A 19,205-nucleotide genomic window follows, 5' to 3' on the forward strand; every position below is an offset into this window, starting at 1 on the left:
GGCGATTTGATAAACTGCTCGCCTGATGTGCCTTACTGATAGCGTCCGCCGCGCTGAATGACTTCGATCTTGTAGCCATCTGGATCTTCGACAAAGAAGAAGCGCGCGACCAGCGCGTCACCATTTTTGAAGTCTACCAGCTTGCCGACCTTAAAGCCGAGCTCACTGAAGCGGGCATGTTCGGCGCCCAGATCATCAACCACGAAAGCCAGGTGACCGTAGCCATCGCCAAGATTATAAGGATCGGTGCGACCTTTGTTCACGGTCAACTCAACTTCGAAGTCCGCTTCGTCATTGCGCAAATAAACAAGCGTAAAGCTTTCAAAGTCGATGCGTTCAGCAATTTTCAAACCAAAAGCATGGCCGTAGAAGGAAACGGAACGCTCCTCATCAAGAACGCGTATCATCGTGTGGATGGCTTTGGCCATTATGTCACCTGTCTCTATAAAACTCTTTGCTTGGTTCTATTGGCCTTTTGGCTAAAACTGGCTTATCTCAAGACATGCAAAGCGGGCAAGCGCAATGCGTGTTGCAGACGAGGGCTTGCCGCAGACGAGGTTGGAATAATGTCAGGCGTAACGCGTGAACAGGTTCTGGAGCGGCTGAAGGCCGTAACAGGACCAGATTTCGAAAGCGATGTCGTGTCGCTCGGTCTGGTGTCGGATATTTTCATTGCCGACGGCAAGGTTTTCTTTTCCATCACGGTTCCTGCGGATCGCGCAAACGGGCTTGAGCCGATGCGGCTGGCTGCGGAAAAAGCGGTTAAGGAAATACCGGGCGTGTCCGGCGCGCTGGTCACACTGACTGCTGAGAAGAAAGGCGGTCGCACAAGTGACGACGCCCCGCCCCCGCCAAAGCCACAGCCGCGCCCTGCACAGGCTGCGGCACCACAACCGCGTCCGGCTGCGAAACCGGGGGTTCCGGGCGTCGGCGCAATCATTGCAGTTGCATCGGGGAAGGGTGGCGTCGGCAAATCCACGACGGCGGTTAATCTGGCGCTCGGTATGGTGGCGAATGGCCTGAAGGTCGGTATCCTTGATGCCGATATTTATGGCCCATCGATGCCGCGCTTGCTTGGTCTTTCTGGCCGCCCGGAAACGGTGGAAGGACGCACCTTGAAGCCGATGGAAAATTATGGCGTTAAGGTCATGTCCATGGGCTTCATGGTTGAAGAAGACACGCCGATGATCTGGCGCGGCCCGATGGTGATTTCTGCGCTGACACAGATGCTGCGCGAAGTGGCATGGGGCAATCTTGATGTTCTGGTTGTCGATATGCCTCCCGGTACGGGTGACGCGCAGCTCACCATGGCGCAGCAGGTGCCACTCGCGGGTGCTGTGGTCGTTTCAACGCCGCAGGATCTGGCGCTGATTGATGCGCGCAAGGGCCTCAATATGTTCCGCAAGGTCGATGTGCCACTTTTGGGCATTGTCGAAAACATGAGCTATTTCATCGCGCCCGATACCGGCAAACGCTATGATATTTTTGGTCATGGTGGCGCACGCAAGGAAGCGGAGCGTCTCAATGTGCCGTTCCTAGGCGAAGTGCCGCTGCATATGGATGTGCGCGCGCATTCAGACAACGGAACGCCGATTACCGCGGTCGAACCGGATAGCGAACACGCGAAAATCTATCGCGATATTGCCGCTAAGGTTTGGGAAAACATGAAGTCTGGCGCAGGCGCGGGAAAACCGGCTCCGGCTATTGTTTTCGAGTAGTTTAAAAAAGAAAAGGGCCCGTGAGGGCCCATTTCATTATGTGATGACGCTTGGCTCAGTTCGTCCGCTGCGCTTTTTGACCTCAGAAATTTGCTCGGCAGCATCAATCAGCGCTGCCAACGTTTCCTGCGTATCGAGATTATGCTTGGCCTGATCTGCTTCATAACGCTCGATATAAATGCGGATCGTCGCGCCAGATGTACCTGTTCCGGACAGACGCAGAACCACGCGCGCACTGCCTTCAAAATAGATGCGGATGCCCTGATGTTCGCTCACCGAATGATCAATCGGATCATGATAAGCAAAATCATCGGCCTTTTCGATTTTCAAACCATTGACGCTGGTGCCCGGCAGACTTGCAAGCTTACCGCGTAAATCAGCAACGAGCTTCTTTGCAATGTCGGAATCAACCGCTTCATAATCGTGGCGGGTGTAATAGTTACGACCAAAGCGCGCCCAATGTTCTTCGACAATGTCCTTCACGCTTTCTTTGCGCACCGCGAGAATGTTGAGCCAGAGTAGAACAGCCCACAATCCATCTTTTTCACGCACATGGTCGGAGCCGGTGCCGGAGCTTTCTTCGCCGCAGATCGTAACCTTGCCATGATCGAGCAGATTTCCGAAGAACTTCCAGCCGGTCGGCGTCTCATACATGCCGATGCCAAGCTTCTCTGCGACGCGGTCGGCTGCGGCACTGGTTGGCATGGAGCGGGCGATGCCCTTAATGCCGTCCTTATAGCCGGGTGCCAGATGCGCATTGGCGGCAAGCATGGCGAGCGAATCGGATGGAGTTACGAAAATGCCGCGTCCGATAATGAGATTTCGGTCGCCATCACCGTCTGACGCCGCTCCAAAATCTGGCGCATTATCTGACATCAGCAGATCATAGAGCTCTTTGGCATAAACGAGGTTCGGGTCGGGATGATGCCCGCCAAAATCTGGCAGCGGCACAAAATTCATCACGCTGCCTTCCGGCGCACCCAGACGGCGTTCAAAAATTTCTTTGGCATAAGGGCCGGTAACGGCATGCATAGCATCAAATTTTAGCGCAAAGCCTTGGCTGATCATGGCGCGGATCGCTTCGAAATCGAACAGGCTTTCCATCAACTCAGTATAGTCTGCTACCGGATCAAAAATCACAATTTCGGTGTCGTCAATCTTGGCGGTTCCGAGCGTGTTGAGGTCAACATCCGCAGCCTCAATAATCTTGTACTGATCAATCACCTTGGAGCGCGCATAGATTGCCTCGGTAATCTTTTCAGGTGCCGGGCCACCATTCCCGATATTATACTTGATGCCAAAATCTTCGGTCGGACCACCAGGATTGTGGCTTGCTGACAGGATGAGGCCACCGAAAGCTTTGTACTTCCGGATCATGTTGGAAGCGGCAGGCGTGGACAGAATGCCACCCTGACCAACCATGATGCGACCAAAGCCATTGGCGGCTGCGATCTTGATGACCTTCTGGATTACTTCGCGATTATAGAAACGTCCGTCGCCGCCCACCACGAGGGTCTTACCCCCGAAACCGTCCAGCACATCGAAAACCGACTGGATGAAGTTTTCGGCATAATTGGGCTGCTGGAAAACCGGCACTTTCTTGCGCAAGCCTGATGTGCCGGGCTGCTGATCCTGAAAGGGCGTGGTGGCAACTGTCTTGACGGTCATATTTTTCCCGTTCGATTCAATGATTTGGTGTAGCAGTGATCAGTCTTTGCGCTCATTGCAAGACAAGATAGATCAAACTTATTGTTTGAAAATAACAAACTGTGTGCTGTTGTGCAGAAACAGTTCTGTTTTTCATTCCGGATGACCTCATATGAAGCCTTTCCAAGCGGAAAGCCTGCCCGCCGAAATTCTTTCAAAGCTTTCTCATATGGATGGTCGATTGATCGTTGCAATTGCGGGTCCGCCCGGTGCTGGCAAATCCACCATCTCGGAATATCTCCGCGATGCGATCAATCAGGGCGAGTCAGGACCAGCTGTCATCGTGCCGATGGATGGCTTTCATCTCGATAATGCGATTCTTGATGAGCGCGGCCTACGTAGCCGCAAAGGATCTCCACCGACGTTTGATTGCGCAGGCTTTGCCACACTTCTTGAGCGTCTCAAAAATACATCGGAGGATGTAGTTATTCCGGTTTTCGACCGCACGCTTGATCTTGCACGTGCCGGTGCGTCTGTCGTGCATGACGATCATCGCATATTGCTGGTCGAGGGCAATTATCTGCTTCTCAATCAGGAGCCATGGACAAGGCTCGCGCCATTTTTCGATATGACGATCTTTCTCGATGTTCCTTTGGACGAGCTTGAACGTCGGCTTATTCAGCGCTGGCTTGAGCATGGGCATACGCCCGATGCCGCACGCGAACGCGCACTTTCCAACGATATTCCTAACGCCGAACTTGTAGTCTCATCTTCACGCGATGCTAATTACGTTGTCAAAACGGCATAGTGCATGACGGAAAATTGCACGGGCAAGACTTGCAGGTGGTGATTCCTGCCTGCATGATAAAAACCTCATACATATCTCACGGGATCAGCTTTTTATGACAAATTATGTTTTTCAGCCTTCGCCGCAGCCTTACGTGCCGGTTAAGGGAACAGAAGCGCGTTTTCCTGTGCACCGCATTTACTGTGTCGGTCAAAACTATGCTGATCACGCTATTGAAATGGGTGGTGATCCTACTCGCAATCCGCCATTTTTCTTCCAGAAAAACCCGGATAATCTGGTGATTGATAGTGGTGATTTTCCTTATCCGCCCAAGACCGAAGATGTGCATCACGAGATTGAACTGGTGGTCGCATTGAAAACGGGCGGCAAGGATATTGCGGTTGAAACAGCGCTCGATCATGTCTTTGGCTATGCAGTTGGCATCGACATGACGCGTCGCGATTTGCAGGCCGTGGCCAAAAAAGCCGGTCGTCCGTGGGAAGTGGCAAAAGCGTTTGAACACTCCGCACCATGCTCGGCCATCGTGCTGGTATCGGAAATCGGCCATCCCGAATCGGCTGAGATTTCGCTCAAAATCAACGGTGAGACCCGCCAGTCGGGTAATCTCAATCAGATGATCTGGAAGATTGCCGAGACGGTTTCCTATCTTTCGTCGCTGTTTGCGCTGCAACCCGGTGATCTTATCTACACTGGCACACCAGCCGGTGTTGGCGCGGTTCAGCGTGGTGATGTGCTGGAGGGTAATGTGGACGGTGTCGGCTCCATTTCCGTCAAGGTCGTCTGATTTATTTGAAAGACGCTTAAACTCTGGAGGAACAATGAGCACATATCTTCCGACTGACGTTCATGATGCCCTTGAGCGCTTCATCAACGAGACGCATCCGGGCATCAATCAGACCGAGGCAATTATTCTGATTCTGCGAAAAGCACTTGTGCATCAAGGTTATCTTGCAGCTGAGCCAGAACATGGTACACCGCCTGAAGAATTGAACGCCACAAATGACGATTGATGATGAATAAGATTCCACCTGAGGGAGCGCGCCATAAGGCCGCTCTCGGTCGCCGCCTGTTACTTCTGACGATTCTGGCGATTGTGCTGACTGTAGCACTGATCTGGATGAGCATTTATCTGTTCAATCCCGATGGCAGCATTGACTTCGAGGATCTTGGAATTTTTGCGCATGAATTCAATGCGATAGACACAATGTTGCCCCGGATTTTATGATCCGGAAAACGGCTCTGTTACGCGTTGAAATATTCATTTTGACGCCTCTATGATTTTCAGGGCTTCCGCTTTGCTCATTTAGCGTGGTACATCACTGTCATCGATTGAAAGAATATTGACTGAACCGGGCCGCATTTGCGCCTGTTAAGCCAAGAGGATCTTATGGCATTCGAGGACATCAAGGCAGAGATCGCTCTGCTGTTTGAGCAGATGGTAAACCAGCCGCAGGACGTTCACGAAGTTCGTGAAATCGTTCGCGAAAAGCTCAATACGCTTAAAGCAACAGGTATGCCTCTGCCAGAAGATCTGGTTGAACTCGAAAAACGCATCGAACAAGATTTCGATTCATAGGATCGGTTGATCATGCGATTTCAGTCTTTTTCAAAGCCATTCGTTCTTCCACTATTTAAAGGCGCGCTGCTGTTTGGTTGCGCTTTTGCATTGAGTGCCTGCAACACGACGAGCGATGGTAAGCCTGCAAAAACTGCACTGATCACACCAACTGAAAATTCCGCTACGGCTACGACTGTTGCTGCAACAACCGCAACCGGCGACGCTATAACGCCAGCCGCGGGTACTACCGCTGTTGCGGATGCAAATGCCGCTCCGGGCACGGAGACTGTTGCATCTCTTGAAAATCCTGTGCTTCCATCGGTTGTGCCAATTCCGGGTGTGCGCGGACAGTCCGAGCCGATGCTTGCCTTTGCTGGCGCACAGGCCGCAGCTTCGCCCGCGTCTCTTGCCACCAATATGGCGTTTGAAACGCCGGACCATGCACCGGAAGGTCTCGACGACCTGATCACCAAATATTCAGTTGCCTATGATGTGCCGGAACGTCTGGTGCGTCGCGTCGTGCATCGCGAAAGCCGCTTTAATCCCGGTGCGCGCAACGGCCCTTACTGGGGTCTGATGCAGATCAGCCATCCGACCGCGCGCGGCATGGGTTATAAGGGCAACCCCAAGGGTCTGCTCGATGCCGAGACGAACCTGAAATATGCCGTTCGTTATTTGTCGGGTGCCTATAAGGTCGCAGGCGGTGATGAAAGTCAGGCAGTCCGTTTTTATGCGCGTGGCTATTATTACGATGCCAAGCGTAAGGGTCTGTTGCAGGAAACTGGTCTCGACGGAAGCCTTAAGCGCAATGGTCCGACTGTTGAAGCAGCCGCAACTTCAGTTGAGCCAGCAGTTCTTCCGCAAGGTGACGCTGTTCCATTGCCGGGCGTTGCACCCATTCAGGCGTCTTTCGCACCTGCTGCGCAGTAAGAAGCCAAACGACACTCTGTCATCTTGACGCTGCAATCCAATGTCATCACAAGCTTCGTTTGTGAATATGGAAAAGCGTGATGGATATAAAACTCCCATATCCTATTAAATGGAAGTATGATCGTGCCGAACTTTGGGCAGATGGCGTCATCCATATATTGGGTGTTTCGCTGGCACTTGGCGGCGCGATTGCCATGCTTTTCTATTTTCTACCCAATATGACGGTAACGACGTCCATCGCTTCGGGTGTCTATCTTGCAAGCCTGCTGGCAGCGCTTGGAATTTCTGCCGTCTATAATATCTGGCCAGTTTCGCCGACCAAATGGTTTTTGCGCCGCTTCGATCACTCAGCGATTTACCTGCTGATTGCTGGCACCTACACGCCTTTCGCAGTCCATATGGGTGATCGGGCTTTGCCGCTGCTTCTCTTTGTCTGGAGCGTGGCTTTTGTCGGCATTATGCTCAAACTCTTCATGCCGGGTCGTTTCGACCGGTTGTCGATCCTGCTTTATCTGGCGCTCGGCTGGAGTGGCGTGATGGTCTATGACACCATGGTGCAATCGCTGCCGCCGGCTGTGTTCTGGCTGATTGCCGCGGGTGGCATGGTTTACTCGCTCGGCGTAATTTTCCATGTCTGGGAGCGGTTGCGATTTCAGAATGCAATCTGGCACGGCTTTGTCGTGGTTGGCGCAGCACTGCATTATTGCGCAGTTTTCGTCGTCGGAACGTGAAGTTGAGGATAATTGCGATGCGCCGGATTGGGCTTATGGCGTGCCGAAAATGGGGTTTGCGAGAACCAGAGCGAAGTGTACTTTAAGGTACATGAGCACCGGAAGCGGAGAAAAAACGCCATTTGCAGGCCGCTAGAAGTCTAATCCTAATGAAAGTCACGTGAGTTCGGCATGATCTTCACATTGCGCGGATGGCGCGCTGTGGTCTGTGATGGCGCGATAAGGCGGTTTGGCTCGCGCCCACTCATTTCAATGAGCGCGGCTGAACGATCTTCCAGCTTTGATGCAACCAGATGCACGACGCCCTCCGGGCTGCGCTGAACCTGCCCATCAATGAGAATGAGCCGTGCGCCCATCACCTCGCGGCGAAATATTTTCATGATTTTCGGCCACACAACAATATTGGCGATGCCGGTTTCATCTTCAATCGTGAGAAACACCACGCCTTTGGCACTACCGGGGCGCTGACGAACAGTGACAACACCCGCCACTTTCATGCGGCGGCTCTGTGTTGCTTGCTGTACGGATTTGCAGGTGGAAACACCTTCTGCCGCGAGCCTTTCACGCAGGTATTCCACTGGATGACCTTTGAGCGAGAGCCGGGTTGTCTCATAGTCAGCAATGACATGCTCAGAAGCCGCCATTTCAGGCAGTTTTGTGTGTGGCTCTTCCGCGAGTTCGCTGGTTTGGGCAGCCATGAACAGCGGCAGGGTTTCATCATTGGGCAGGCGGCGCACAGCCCATAAAGCAGCACGCCGGTCAATGTTAAGCGAGCCAAAAGCATCGGCATCGGCAAGAAGCGTGAAAGCACGCCGGTCGAGCCGCAGGCGGCGATGCATATCCTCAATGCTGCGATAGGGTTCATGCTGACCGGCAATCAGCAGCTTTGCAGCATCCTTTGAAAATCCATCAATCTGGCGAAAACCAAGTCGAAGCGCTGGTTGCATATTGGATCTGTTTTCCAGAGTATTGTCCCAATGGCTGAAGTTCACATCGATTGGCAGCACGCACACACCATGTTCATGCGCATCACGCACGATCTGTGCTGGCGCATAAAACCCCATCGGCTGTGAGTTGAGCAGAGCCGCTGCAAACACTTCCGGGTGGTGGCATTTGATCCATGCGGAAATATAAACGAGATGTGCAAAGCTCGCCGCATGGCTTTCCGGAAAGCCATATTCACCAAAGCCTCTGATCTGGTTGAAGCAGTTTTCTGCAAAAGTCCGGTCATAGCCACGGTTGACCATGCCATCGATCATCTTGGTTTCCATGGTGTGGATGGTGCCCATTTTCCGGAATGTCGCCATGGCGCGACGCAGTAGATTGGCTTCATCAGGCGAAAAATGTGCAGCTTCAATGGCAATGCGCATGGCTTGCTCCTGAAACAGCGGCACGCCTTTGGTCTTTTCCAGAATGTTTTTCAACTCATCCGGCTCACCATGCTCAGGTGAGGGAGCGGGATAGATTACATTCTCCGGATTTTTCCTGTTCCTCAGATATGGATGCACCATATCGCCCTGAATAGGACCTGGGCGGACGATGGCCACCTGAATGACAAGATCATAATACTTTTGAGGGCGCAAACGCGGCAGCATGTTCATCTGCGCACGGCTTTCAACCTGAAACACACCGACTGAATCGCCTTTGCAAAGCATATCGTAAACGGTTTTGTCCTCACGCTCCAAAGTGGCGAGCGTTAGTTTTTTGCCGTGATAAAGCTGCGGTTTATGAGCGTGAATGAGGTCGAACGCCTTGCGGATACAGGTGAGCATGCCGAGAGACAGCACGTCCACTTTCATCAGGCCTACTTCGTCAATGTCGTCCTTGTCCCATTCGATGAAAGAGCGTTTGTCCATCGCCGCCGGACCAATTGGTACTGTCTCATCCAGACGATCTCGGGTCAGCACAAAGCCTCCGACATGCTGCGATAGATGCCTTGGAAAGCCGATCAGCTCCAGCGCCAGTTCAACCGCTCGCCGAATGATGGGATTATCAGGATCAAGCCCCGCCTGTCTGATATGCTCTTTGTCGATGCCGCCGCCTGATATGCCCCAGACGGTGTTGGCGAGTGCTGCAGTCACATCTTCTGTTAGCCCAAGCGCCTTACCAACATCGCGGATAGCGCTGCGGGAACGATAGCTGATGACGGTCGCAACAATCGCCGCACGGTCTCTCGTGTAGCGCTCATAGACATATTGCATCACCTCTTCGCGCCGCTCATGCTCGAAATCGACGTCGATGTCTGGCGGCTCTTTGCGCTCGACGGATAGGAAGCGCTCAAACAGAAGATCCACTTCTGTCGGATCGACGCCCGTTATGCCAAGGCAGAAACAGACAACGGAATTGGCGGCTGAACCGCGCCCCTGACACAGAATGTCTTTCCTGCGCGCATAGCTCACAATGTCATGAACAGTGAGAAAATAGGCCGCATATTGCAGCTGTTCGATCAGCGCTAGTTCCTTGTTGATCAGCTTTTGAACCTTAAGCGGAACTGTATCTGCACCATAATACCGGGCAGCGCCGTCCCATGCGAGATCATGCAGATGCTGCTGTGGTGTCTTGCCGGGCGGCACTGGCTCGTCGGGATAGTCATATTTCAGCTCATCAAGCTGGAAATTGATAGGCGCCACGAAATCGGCAGTCGCTTCAATTGCGCTGGGATAATTGCGAAACAGACGCACCATTTCATGCGGCGGCTTGAGATGACGCTCGGCGTTCTTTTCAAGTATTCGCCCGGCGGCAAAAACTGTTGTGTAATGGCACGTTGCTGTAAGCACGTCCTGCAAAGCGCGCCGGTCTGTATGATGATAAAGCACGTCATTGGTGGCGAGTAGCGGCACATTCGCCTCTGCCGAAAAATGTGCTATGCGTTCTGCACGGCGTCCATCATGGCCCTGATGTGGCATGGTCAGCGCCAGCCAGACAGAGCCCGGTGCGGCTTTTGCAATCTCTGTCAGACGGTCAATAAAATAAGGTTGGTCTTCGTCGGGGGCAAAGACGGCAATCTGGAACTGTCGTGCACGGAATAGCAGATCGCCCCATTCAAGATGGCATTTGCCTTTGGTGGCAGCGCGTTGTTTTCCCTCTGTCAGCAGGCGACACAATTGCCCATAGGCAGCACGATCACGCGGATAGACGACCATATCCGGCGTGCCATCAATGAAGGAAAGACGGCAACCGATGAAAAGCCGGAAATCGCATGTCTCGCGAATATCCTTCCATGCCGCATGCGCACGCACCACACCTGCGAGCGTGTTACGATCAGCAATACCAATGCCGGAAAGCCCCAAGGCATGGGCTTGCAAGACAAGCTCATGCGGGTGCGATGCGCCACTCAGGAAGGAAAAATTGCTGGCCACAGCCATTTCAAAATAGCGGTCCATCACGCGAACAACCCATGCAAGAACCAGCGCGGATGATTAGAGCCGTCATAAAGCCCCTCACGAAAAATCCAGAAACGCTGGCCGTTATCATCCTCCACCCGGTAATAGTCGCGCAGCTGCGGCACATTATGGCCGATAGAAAGCCACCATTCCGGTTCGATCCGCTCCGGCCCTTCGGCAAGGCGCACATGATGGCGTACGCGCCGCCATAGGAAAAACGATGGCGGACTGTCAGGCACTTCAGCAATCGATTCGATTGGCTGCGGCGGATGAAACAGTTTTATCGGTCGCGCGGGCGGGTCGCCGGGAAGCGTCCGACTGCTTTCATAATCCGCGTCATTCTTACGACCTGTCTGCATTGCTGAATGTAGGCTGAAAGCCCGCTCTGGCATATGCGTGTTGCGCGCAAACGGGATGAGCACCCGGTTTGCACCAAGCCGGGCTGCAAGCCGGTCAATCAGCTGGCTGAAACCGGCCTGATCTTCCTCGTTCTGGTCCAGTCCGGTCTGGCGCTGGGCAATGGCAGCAGAGCGCAGTGCCGCAAGCCGTATCATGTCAAAGCCAAAACCGGCATCAAGCGGATCGGTCAGCGCATTGAGCCGCTCACGCGCAAGCCTCAGAAAAACCCGGTCTTCACGCAAAGGCTGGCCGGTTTCAATGCGGATATGACGCACCTCGCCATCGACCCGGAAAAACGAAGCTTCGATCAGCAGTGCGCCTTTGCCTTCGGTCTCAAGCAGGGCGAATAATTCCTGCGCCAGTTCCTGCAAAATTTGCTCAACAAGCGCCATCACCGTGACCGGCTCTGAAAGACGGCGTTCAGCTATGCTGAGCGGCACGATGCGCAAGGGTGAAATCGGTGCCCGTTCCTGCCGCGCCAGTCGTTCAAGCTTCGTGGCAAGGTCAGTTCCGAAACGTGCGGTCAGCGTTGCACGTGGGAGTGCCATCACATCGCCGATATGCTTCAGCCCGGCACGTTTAAGACCCGTCTCAGCAGCTTCATTCAGTTCAAGAGAGCTGATCGGCAGACGCGGCAAAAAATGGTCGGCACCAGCCTTGCTGAAAACGCCGCCTCTGGTGCCACGCGCCAGAAGCCGTGCGGCAAAGCTGCCATCGGCAATCGCTGCCTGTATGCTGAGCCCAGCCCGTTCAATCCGCATGATCGCGTCCTCTCGCAGGGCAGAAAGCCCGCCAAAAAGATGCGCGCATCCGGTGATGTCGAGCATCAGCCCATAGGGCTGATCGAGAGCGACAAGCGGCGTATAGCGCTCGCACCAATGCGCAAGCCGTCTGAGCAGCGCTGCGTCGCGCTGAGGTGCTGCGGTTGCCACGTCCAGCTTTTCTACCCGCGCACGCGCATCGGTCAGGGCCATGCCGGGAAAAAGGCCCAGCTTTGCGGCCTCAATATCCACTGCCGTCAGTCGCAGTGCATTGGCCGTGCGCTCGGTGACAACAAGTGGCAGTTGCTGTTTGCCCTCATGCGGAGCGGAGCGGCGAAGCCGGTCGGTCGGCAGAAACGGAAACCACAGGGCGAGGAACACCCGTTCTGGCGCTCCGTTTTGCTGCTCCAAATTCAAGGCTTTCATTGTTCCATTCCATGATCCATTGCCCACATGTGCCGTGCCGGTTGCGTTCAAGTACAGCAGAAAAGGCAGGCTTTCCGGGGGCATTCGCTCCGCTGGAGCGCGAGGGCGCAGGGGCTACCCGCCAGCGGCTGACGGCTGCACTCTGAATGCCCGTTCGGTGGCTCCTGAGCAGGAAAACTGGTAGTTGCGCAGTCTCCGTTGCCAGCAGCAGACGACGCGACGCTGTCAGGTCGAGGCACTTTGGCTGGCCAGTCATTGAAGCAACCACGCCGGAGATAAGATGCGAAGCCTTGCCACCACTTCCCGCCTCAAGCGCATCATTAGATGCTTTGAGCACATCCTGCGCGGTGGGGCAGCGCACGATCAGCAGCCGCGCCGGATCAATACCAAAGGCATGAAGTCCCGGTGGATACAGCCCGCCATATTCAGTTGAAGTGCTTTCCTCCTCAATCCAGATAATCGGCTTTTTTGCAGGCGATGCCCGCAAGGCAAGCGCCAGTGCAAAGCCTGTTGCTGCCATATGCGCACCCGGATTTTCTGCAAAAACCTCATGCAAAGCATCGCCTGCCAAACCATGCGGGAAAGCATCATCAGCGTGAGCAAGACCCAGCGTGAAACTACGCGCACGCCCGAAACCCGCGACCGCTTCACTGCTAAAACTGCCTTGTGCGTCGTTGCCTTCAATGGCCGTAACCATGCGCCGCAACGCCGCGATGTCGATGCCGCTCACGTTTGAAACCTATTGTTGTTCACTTTATGTTCTAGTATTGAATCGAGTCAGCGAAGAGTCAAGCAAGATCATCTGTGGGTTGGTGTGGATAAGAAAAATGCTCCTCGATAGGGAGCATTTTTCTTTCAGTTCAGGCGGCTTCTTTAAAAGATACGCCTGCCAGTTGTGCGAGATGACCACCAAGGTCAGTGCCAGCACCTGATGCATTGATGGTGTCAAAATAATCATGCCAGCCGGTTGAAGTGATTCCGGCAATTAGCATGTCGAGAGCGGCTTCATCCGGGAAACGCCAGATGGCAAAGAAGCTCTGCTCTGGTGCATAAGGCTTTGTGGAATCGACCGGACCCAAAGCCAAAGCTTCAACTCCGAGTGCTGCCAGACCGCCCATGCCAGCGCCTACTTTTTCAAAGAAAGCCTGTCTGCCTTGTGCATCAAGTTCAAGCCAGCTTGCTTTGGGTGAGTAAAGCTCGGCGAGGTAATAGGTCATTATAAGTCCCTTAGGGTTTCACTAATTTTGAAGGAATGGCCCGCATCAGTTCGGCTCCAGATGCGGCGCAATAGGGTACTCAGCAGTTGTTGCTCGCCGGTTGAAAGATCGCTCATCAGGCCCGCGATCCAGGCCGTATGCTGATCGAAAAGCTCTTGTGCCAAACGTGCGCCTTCGGGTGTTAGCCTTACTGTGAGCTTGCGGCGATCCTGCGTATCTGCATGGCGCGTCAGAAAGCCGTCACGTTCCAGCCCGTCGAGAAGGCCGGTAATGGTGGCGCGTGTGACGCCAGCGCGTTCCGACAGCTCATGCGGCGACAGGCCGTCAGCTGCATTTTGCAACAAAAACAGCAGCACAAACTTGCCTTCGGAAAGCTTGTGAGGGCTAAGCCTGTTCGCGCAGTCTCGATCAATCGCTGCTGCCAGCGACAGGATTTCAAAACAGGCCTTCAACGCGCCGGTTGAGGGAGTGTTGCGGCGTTCCAGTTCGCCCAAAAGGGCGTGATGCTTCTGCTCTATAATTTCCATACGGCGACGTATAGTAAGGTGCCGTACTAAATGCAAGAGGATTAAAGATAGATGGCGACTAGCTGGCCTTGATTGAGTGTAATATACGATTTATATATGTTTTATATATTAAACGATGGATCGCAATTATGGGTATCGTAAAAATTAGCGACGAACTGCATGAAGAACTGCGCAAGGCAAGCGATGTTATGTGCCGCTCAATCAATGCGCAGGCAGAATATTGGATGAAGATCGGCATGCTGGCACAGGCTCACCCCGAACTGTCGTTCAATGAAATTGTGCAGATGCAGTTACGCGCCGCCCATGTCGAAATTCCGGTTCTGGCGGTTCAGTCATCATGATCAAGACACCGGCTGAAGTGGAAAAGATGGCGGCTTCGGGCGCGCTGTTGGCTTCTGTCTTCACGCTTCTCGACAACACGTCGCTTGTTGGCATGAGTACAATGCAGGTCAATGATCTGGTCGAGGATTATATCACCCGCGAATTGCAGGCGCGTCCGGCCAGCAAGGGGCAATATGATTTTCCTTATGTGCTCAATGCCTCAAGGAATGAAGTCGTTTGTCACGGTATGCCGTCTCATGATGAAATCATCGCAAATGGTGAGATCATTAATTTCGACATTACCCTTGAAAAAGACGACTATATCGCTGATTCCAGCAAGACCTATATGATTGGTGAAGTTGCTCCCTTCGCCTCACGTCTGGTGCGTGTAACCTATGAAGCGCTATGGAAGGGCATTGCTGCCGTGCGCCCCGGTGCAACGCTGGGCGACATTGGCTATGCCATCGAGCGTCACGCAAAGCGTCATGATTACAGCGTCGTGCGTGAATATTGCGGTCATGGTATTGGCCGTGAAATGCATGAAGAGCCGCAGGTTCTGCATTTCGGAAAGCCGGGCACTGGTGCTCGATTGCGCGAAGGCATGGTGTTCACCATTGAGCCTATGCTCAATCAGGGCACAGCCAAGGTAAAGACCGAAAAAGATGGCTGGACGGTGGTGACGCGTGACGGAAAATTGTCAGCCCAATTTGAGCATACGGTGGCTGTTACGTCGAATGGCGTTCGGGTGCTGACCTTACGTCCCGGCGAAGAAAAGATGCTTGGCTCTATCAGTCACGCGGTATGATGATCACCCGATTTTACCAGCCAGTAATAGGATGAATATTATCGTTCCGGCGATGCTCATTCCGCTTGCCAGAATGGTTCCCAAAATGACAGGCACGAGTTTTAGGAATGAAACATAGGGCGATATTTCCAGCTGAAAATTTGACCGGATTTTCTCTGGCGTAAGACAGGTTATCTCGTATTCGCCCGCTGCTGAGCATTCAAAGTTTCCTAAAGCATGCGAAGCGTAGCCGCTCATATCTGTGCGTCTGACGCCGAGCAGCGAACGGCTTGTTGAGCGATAGGCGACAGTTGCGCCGCTTGGCAGCGACTTGATTGCAAATTGCGTTGAGAAATAAGCGGTTCCTGTAACAATCGTTAGCGGCGGAAACACGATGCTCACAGTATATCGTCCGGTGTTTGGCAAGTAAAACACGTGTGGCTGGCTGTCTGCTTTAAAGCGATGACGGACCGCTGGCATGATGATGCCCCACAGAATGGAAATGCACCGGACCAGCAGATAAATGCCGAGCAGAATGCAAAGAGGCATCGCAAGATAGAGAAACACGGCTCACGCTCCGTTTAGTTCCTGAAAAGAAAAAGCCCGCCGGGAGGCGGGCTTTTTTATTGATGTGAACCGCTTATCGACGGTCGCGAGCAGCCAGGGTGCGAAGACGAAGCGCATTGAGCTTGATGAAGCCTGCTGCGTCCTTCTGGTCATAAGCGCCCTGATCATCTTCAAACGTCACGAGCTTGTCGGAATAGAGTGACTTGTCCGATTCGCGGCCAGTGACGATCACATTGCCCTTATAGAGCTTGAGTGTGACTTCACCTTCAACATGACGCTGGCTGAGGTCGATTGCAGCCTGCAACATTTCACGTTCTGGCGAGAACCAGAAGCCATAGTAAATGAGTTCTGCATAGCGTGGCATCAGCTCATCCTTGAGATGTGCTGCACCACGGTCGAGCGTGATCGATTCGATAGCGCGGTGTGCAGCCAACAGGATCGTGCCGCCCGGTGTTTCATAAACGCCGCGGGACTTCATGCCAACGAAGCGGTTTTCAACGAGGTCAAGACGACCAATACCGTTGTCGCGGCCATAATCATTGAGCTTGGCAAGCAGTGTTGCAGGCGACAGACGTTCGCCATTGATCGAAACGGCATCACCCTTTTCAAAGCCAACCTTGATGATGGTCGGTGTGTCTGGTGCTGATTCTGGCGAAATCGTGCGCATATGCACATATTCAGGCGCTTCGATTGCCGGATCTTCCAGAACCTTGCCTTCGGACGAGGAGTGCAGCAGGTTTGCGTCAACCGAGAACGGCGCTTCGCCCTTCTTGTCTTTCGCAACAGGGATCTGGTGCTGTTCAGCAAATTCAAGCAGATGCGTACGGCTCTTGAAGGTCCAGTCGCGCCATGGAGCGATGATCTTGATGTCCGGGTTCAGCGCATAAGCGGAAAGCTCAAAGCGAACCTGATCATTGCCCTTGCCGGTCGCGCCATGCGCAATCGCGTCAGCGCCGGTCTTCTTGGCGATTTCGATGAGGTGCTTGGAAATCAGCGGACGGGCAATCGAGGTGCCGAGCAGATAGACGCCTTCATAGACGGCATTGGCGCGGAACATCGGGAAGACGAAATCGCGCACGAATTCTTCGCGCACATCCTCAACGAAGATTTCCTTGATGCCCAGCATTTCCGCCTTTTTGCGTGCTGGTTCAAGTTCTTCGCCCTGGCCGAGATCGGCGGTAAAGGTAACGACTTCTGCGTTAAGCTCAGTCTGCAACCATTTCAGGATAATCGAGGTGTCGAGACCGCCCGAATAGGCCAGAACGACTTTTTTGACGTCTTTCAGCTTGCTCATAGTTCACTTCCGTCTGAGATGCGATGGTGGCCTGAAGGGCCGTAGAACAGGATGTTGCAGCTCTTTTATCAGTTGCTAAGCAGCGTGCAAGCCGGATGGTGCGTTGTGGTCGAAAAGAAAGCTTTATCTTCCATTTTGGACAGTGTTGACTGTCATCTTGATTTGTAACTATAAAAGTTACGTGAATAATCAACCCAATCCATTTTCTGATCCGCAGTTGGTTGCTCGTTATTGTGAGGGGCCGCCGAAAGCTGTGCCGGGCTTTCGAGACATGCAGCGCATGACGCGTTTGCTGCTTGCTGAACAGGTTGCTGATGATGCGCGCATTCTCGTGCTTGGCGCGGGTGGTGGGCTTGAACTCACCCTCTTTGCTGAAAAACACCCGCGTTGGACTTTTGAAGCAGTTGATCCCTCCACCGAAATGCTGCAACTGGCGCGGCAAAATCTAGGCACCAATGGGGAGCGTGTGAATTTCCATAATGGTTATATCGACACTGCAGCAATGGGACCGTTCGATGGCGCTGTCTGCTTATTGACCATGCATTTTCTGGATACGGAAACGCGCAGACAAACGCTTGCAGATGTACATCGCCGATTGAAACCCGGTGCGCCGTTCATCATGGCGCATTTTAGCTTTGAGCAGAGCAACGCCGATGAGCGGGCTTTGTGGTTGTCGCGCTATGCTGCCTTTTTGAATGATTCTGGCGTTGATCTGGCAAATGCAATCAAAGCCAGCACAGCGATCAATGAGCGTTTGCATATCTTTACGCCGCATCAGGATGAAGCACTGATACGCGGTGCGGGCTTTAAGAATCTGAGCCTTTTTTATGCGTCTTTCACCTATCGCGGATGGGTTGCCTACGCGTAATCACGGGTCGCTAAGACGGCTAAAAAATTCGATGGCGGAGGACATGGATTCGCGTTAGCTTGCCGCGAATTCCCGGAGTGCTTTTCAATGTCTTTTCTGACAAACCTGACCTTCATCCCCGAATGGACCATCTTCGTCCAGTTCGTGATTGCTACTGCAATCCTGTCGATCACCCCCGGCCCGGATATGACGCTGTTCGTTGGTCGTGCGTTGTCTGAGGGCAAGGCTGCGGGCTTTGCCTGTATGGCGGGTGCCAGCACTGGCATCGTCATTCACACGAGCATGGTGGCGCTTGGCTTGTCCGCGCTGATCCTCGCGTCTCCCGCCGCTTTCACAGCACTCAAAGCTGTTGGTGCGATCTATCTTGTCTGGCTCGCAGTGCAAGCAATCCGCAAGGGGTCTGCATTCTCGCCGGAAAAGAATGGCGGCAAAAAGCATACATTGTTTCAGAATTGGGCAACGGGCCTCGGCATCAATTTGCTCAATCCGAAGATCATCCTGTTCAATATGACCTTCCTGCCGCAATTCGTCTCAGCCAGTGATCCGCATGCGATGGGAAAACTGTTCTTCCTCGGCCTGTCCTTCATTCCACTGGCACTGCCTTTCACCATTCCAATGGTGGTTGCAGCCGACAAGTTCGCGGGTCTTCTCAAGAAGAATCCGACAGTGACGCGGATTGTGGACTGGCTTTTTGCAGGTATTTTCTCAGCTTTCGCGCTGAAAATTATCACTGCGCAGGCGAAGTAAAGTTATTTAGCCGGGTGGCCCAAAAACCGCCCGGCATTGCGGCCAGCTATCAGCCAATAGACGAAGCCGCCGACGACACCTGAACCGGCGAAAGCGCCTGTCATAAGCGCAAGACCTGCGGCGATATTCTGATCCGTCACCGCGAAAAGCGACCCCGTACCCATTCCAAGCAGGCCAATGACCATGCCACCGATGCAATAAGGCAGGGATGACTTCCATCCGCGCGCTTCACTGATGACAATCAGCAGCAGCGCTGGGAAGAAGCTGAAACCGCCTGCCATGAATGCCAGAACCGGGCCACCAACGAGAACCGCAGCATAAAAGCCGGTCGTATCCCAGCTGTTGCGGATTTCCCTGAAAACATCCTCAAAGAATGGGTCTGACATTGCATAGCCCAGCACATCGATCTGGCTATACAAAATAGCCGCCAGAAAAAACCCAGCGGCCAGAACGGCTAAGCAATAGCCGAAAACGATAACGACAAAGCGCGTGATATAATCAAACGTATCGGTCAAAGGC

22 protein-coding genes are annotated in these 19,205 nt (G+C 53.4%); 12 read left to right on the forward strand and 10 right to left on the reverse strand.

Annotated elements, in window-relative coordinates:
• Nucleotides 1-32 precede the first annotated feature (32 nt).
• On the reverse strand, nucleotides 33-428 hold the full coding sequence (locus tag WH356_RS05810; RefSeq protein WP_339509239.1) for a VOC family protein: 396 nt from the start codon (nucleotides 426-428) through the stop codon (nucleotides 33-35).
• 138 nt (nucleotides 429-566) lie between these two features.
• Here WH356_RS05810 and WH356_RS05815 point away from each other — a divergent pair, with 138 nt between their 5' ends.
• Nucleotides 567-1,718: an Mrp/NBP35 family ATP-binding protein gene (locus tag WH356_RS05815; RefSeq protein ID WP_339509240.1), complete on the forward strand. Its 1,152-nt coding sequence runs from the start codon at nucleotides 567-569 to the stop codon at nucleotides 1,716-1,718.
• A 36-nt stretch (nucleotides 1,719-1,754) separates the two neighbouring features.
• Here the strand turns inward: WH356_RS05815 and WH356_RS05820 are convergent, their stop codons facing one another.
• Nucleotides 1,755-3,386, reverse strand: a complete 1,632-nt coding sequence (locus WH356_RS05820) for an alpha-D-glucose phosphate-specific phosphoglucomutase (protein ID WP_339509242.1) — start codon at nucleotides 3,384-3,386, stop codon at nucleotides 1,755-1,757.
• A 151-nt stretch (nucleotides 3,387-3,537) separates the two neighbouring features.
• Here WH356_RS05820 and WH356_RS05825 point away from each other — a divergent pair, with 151 nt between their 5' ends.
• The 7 genes from WH356_RS05825 (at nucleotide 3,538) to trhA (ending at nucleotide 7,392) form a co-directional block, all read left to right on the forward strand.
• Nucleotides 3,538-4,173 (forward strand): nucleoside/nucleotide kinase family protein, encoded by a 636-nt coding sequence (locus WH356_RS05825; RefSeq protein ID WP_339509243.1) that lies wholly within the window; start codon nucleotides 3,538-3,540, stop codon nucleotides 4,171-4,173.
• Nucleotides 4,174-4,267: 94 nt separating this feature from the next.
• A complete protein-coding gene (locus tag WH356_RS05830) occupies nucleotides 4,268-4,957 on the forward strand; it encodes a fumarylacetoacetate hydrolase family protein (RefSeq protein WP_339509245.1) in 690 nt (229 codons plus the stop codon).
• 34 nt (nucleotides 4,958-4,991) lie between these two features.
• Complete coding sequence (locus tag WH356_RS05835; protein ID WP_339509247.1) at nucleotides 4,992-5,183, forward strand: hypothetical protein; 192 nt, start codon at nucleotides 4,992-4,994, stop codon at nucleotides 5,181-5,183.
• A 2-nt stretch (nucleotides 5,184-5,185) separates the two neighbouring features.
• Nucleotides 5,186-5,398 carry a hypothetical protein gene (locus tag WH356_RS05840; RefSeq protein WP_339509516.1) on the forward strand — a complete coding sequence of 71 codons (213 nt, stop codon included), beginning with the start codon at nucleotides 5,186-5,188 and terminating at the stop codon, nucleotides 5,396-5,398.
• 162 nt (nucleotides 5,399-5,560) lie between these two features.
• Nucleotides 5,561-5,749 (forward strand): hypothetical protein, encoded by a 189-nt coding sequence (locus WH356_RS05845; protein WP_187543572.1) that lies wholly within the window; start codon nucleotides 5,561-5,563, stop codon nucleotides 5,747-5,749.
• Nucleotides 5,750-5,761: 12 nt separating this feature from the next.
• Nucleotides 5,762-6,661, forward strand: a complete 900-nt coding sequence (locus WH356_RS05850; protein WP_339509248.1) for a lytic transglycosylase domain-containing protein — start codon at nucleotides 5,762-5,764, stop codon at nucleotides 6,659-6,661.
• An 80-nt stretch (nucleotides 6,662-6,741) separates the two neighbouring features.
• Nucleotides 6,742-7,392, forward strand: coding sequence for a PAQR family membrane homeostasis protein TrhA (gene trhA, locus WH356_RS05855; protein WP_339509249.1), 651 nt, complete (start codon nucleotides 6,742-6,744; stop codon nucleotides 7,390-7,392).
• Nucleotides 7,393-7,538: 146 nt separating this feature from the next.
• On the opposite strand, the gene WH356_RS05860 is transcribed toward trhA, so the two are convergent.
• The 5 genes from WH356_RS05860 to WH356_RS05880 form a co-directional block, all read right to left on the reverse strand.
• Complete coding sequence (locus WH356_RS05860) at nucleotides 7,539-10,775, reverse strand: error-prone DNA polymerase (RefSeq protein WP_339509250.1); 3,237 nt, start codon at nucleotides 10,773-10,775, stop codon at nucleotides 7,539-7,541.
• Nucleotides 10,775-12,316, reverse strand: coding sequence for a Y-family DNA polymerase (locus WH356_RS05865; protein WP_339509517.1), 1,542 nt, complete (start codon nucleotides 12,314-12,316; stop codon nucleotides 10,775-10,777). The genes WH356_RS05860 and WH356_RS05865 overlap by 1 nt, the downstream gene beginning before the upstream one ends.
• A complete protein-coding gene (locus WH356_RS05870) occupies nucleotides 12,252-13,091 on the reverse strand; it encodes an ImuA family protein (protein WP_339509252.1) in 840 nt (279 codons plus the stop codon). The genes WH356_RS05865 and WH356_RS05870 overlap by 65 nt, the downstream gene beginning before the upstream one ends.
• A gap of 130 nt (nucleotides 13,092-13,221) precedes the next feature.
• Nucleotides 13,222-13,578 (reverse strand): DUF6616 family protein, encoded by a 357-nt coding sequence (locus tag WH356_RS05875; protein WP_339509254.1) that lies wholly within the window; start codon nucleotides 13,576-13,578, stop codon nucleotides 13,222-13,224.
• Entirely contained in the window at nucleotides 13,578-14,105 is a 528-nt protein-coding gene (locus WH356_RS05880; RefSeq protein WP_339509256.1) for a MarR family winged helix-turn-helix transcriptional regulator, read from the reverse strand. The genes WH356_RS05875 and WH356_RS05880 overlap by 1 nt, the downstream gene beginning before the upstream one ends.
• Before the next feature lie 128 nt (nucleotides 14,106-14,233).
• On the opposite strand from WH356_RS05880, the gene WH356_RS05885 reads away from it, so the two are divergent.
• Nucleotides 14,234-14,446 (forward strand): ParD-like family protein, encoded by a 213-nt coding sequence (locus WH356_RS05885; RefSeq protein WP_339509258.1) that lies wholly within the window; start codon nucleotides 14,234-14,236, stop codon nucleotides 14,444-14,446.
• Nucleotides 14,443-15,231 (forward strand): type I methionyl aminopeptidase, encoded by a 789-nt coding sequence (map, locus tag WH356_RS05890; RefSeq protein WP_339509259.1) that lies wholly within the window; start codon nucleotides 14,443-14,445, stop codon nucleotides 15,229-15,231. The genes WH356_RS05885 and map overlap by 4 nt, the downstream gene beginning before the upstream one ends.
• A gap of 3 nt (nucleotides 15,232-15,234) precedes the next feature.
• On the opposite strand, the gene WH356_RS05895 is transcribed toward map, so the two are convergent.
• Nucleotides 15,235-15,777, reverse strand: coding sequence for a hypothetical protein (locus tag WH356_RS05895; RefSeq protein WP_339509260.1), 543 nt, complete (start codon nucleotides 15,775-15,777; stop codon nucleotides 15,235-15,237).
• A 73-nt stretch (nucleotides 15,778-15,850) separates the two neighbouring features.
• A complete protein-coding gene (locus WH356_RS05900) occupies nucleotides 15,851-17,071 on the reverse strand; it encodes an argininosuccinate synthase (RefSeq protein WP_339509261.1) in 1,221 nt (406 codons plus the stop codon).
• Between the two features lie 181 nt (nucleotides 17,072-17,252).
• On the opposite strand from WH356_RS05900, the gene WH356_RS05905 reads away from it, so the two are divergent.
• Entirely contained in the window at nucleotides 17,253-17,939 is a 687-nt protein-coding gene (locus tag WH356_RS05905; RefSeq protein WP_339509262.1) for a class I SAM-dependent methyltransferase, read from the forward strand.
• A gap of 87 nt (nucleotides 17,940-18,026) precedes the next feature.
• Nucleotides 18,027-18,686 (forward strand): LysE family translocator, encoded by a 660-nt coding sequence (locus tag WH356_RS05910; protein ID WP_310012649.1) that lies wholly within the window; start codon nucleotides 18,027-18,029, stop codon nucleotides 18,684-18,686.
• Nucleotides 18,687-18,688: 2 nt separating this feature from the next.
• Here WH356_RS05910 and WH356_RS05915 read toward each other — a convergent pair whose 3' ends face one another.
• Nucleotides 18,689-19,201, reverse strand: a complete 513-nt coding sequence (locus tag WH356_RS05915; protein WP_339509263.1) for a hypothetical protein — start codon at nucleotides 19,199-19,201, stop codon at nucleotides 18,689-18,691.
• Between the last annotated feature and the right edge of the window lie 4 nt (nucleotides 19,202-19,205).

Origin of the sequence: Ochrobactrum sp. MYb379, assembly GCF_037479515.1 — a bacterium.
Classification (GTDB): Bacteria; Pseudomonadota; Alphaproteobacteria; order Rhizobiales; family Rhizobiaceae; genus Brucella.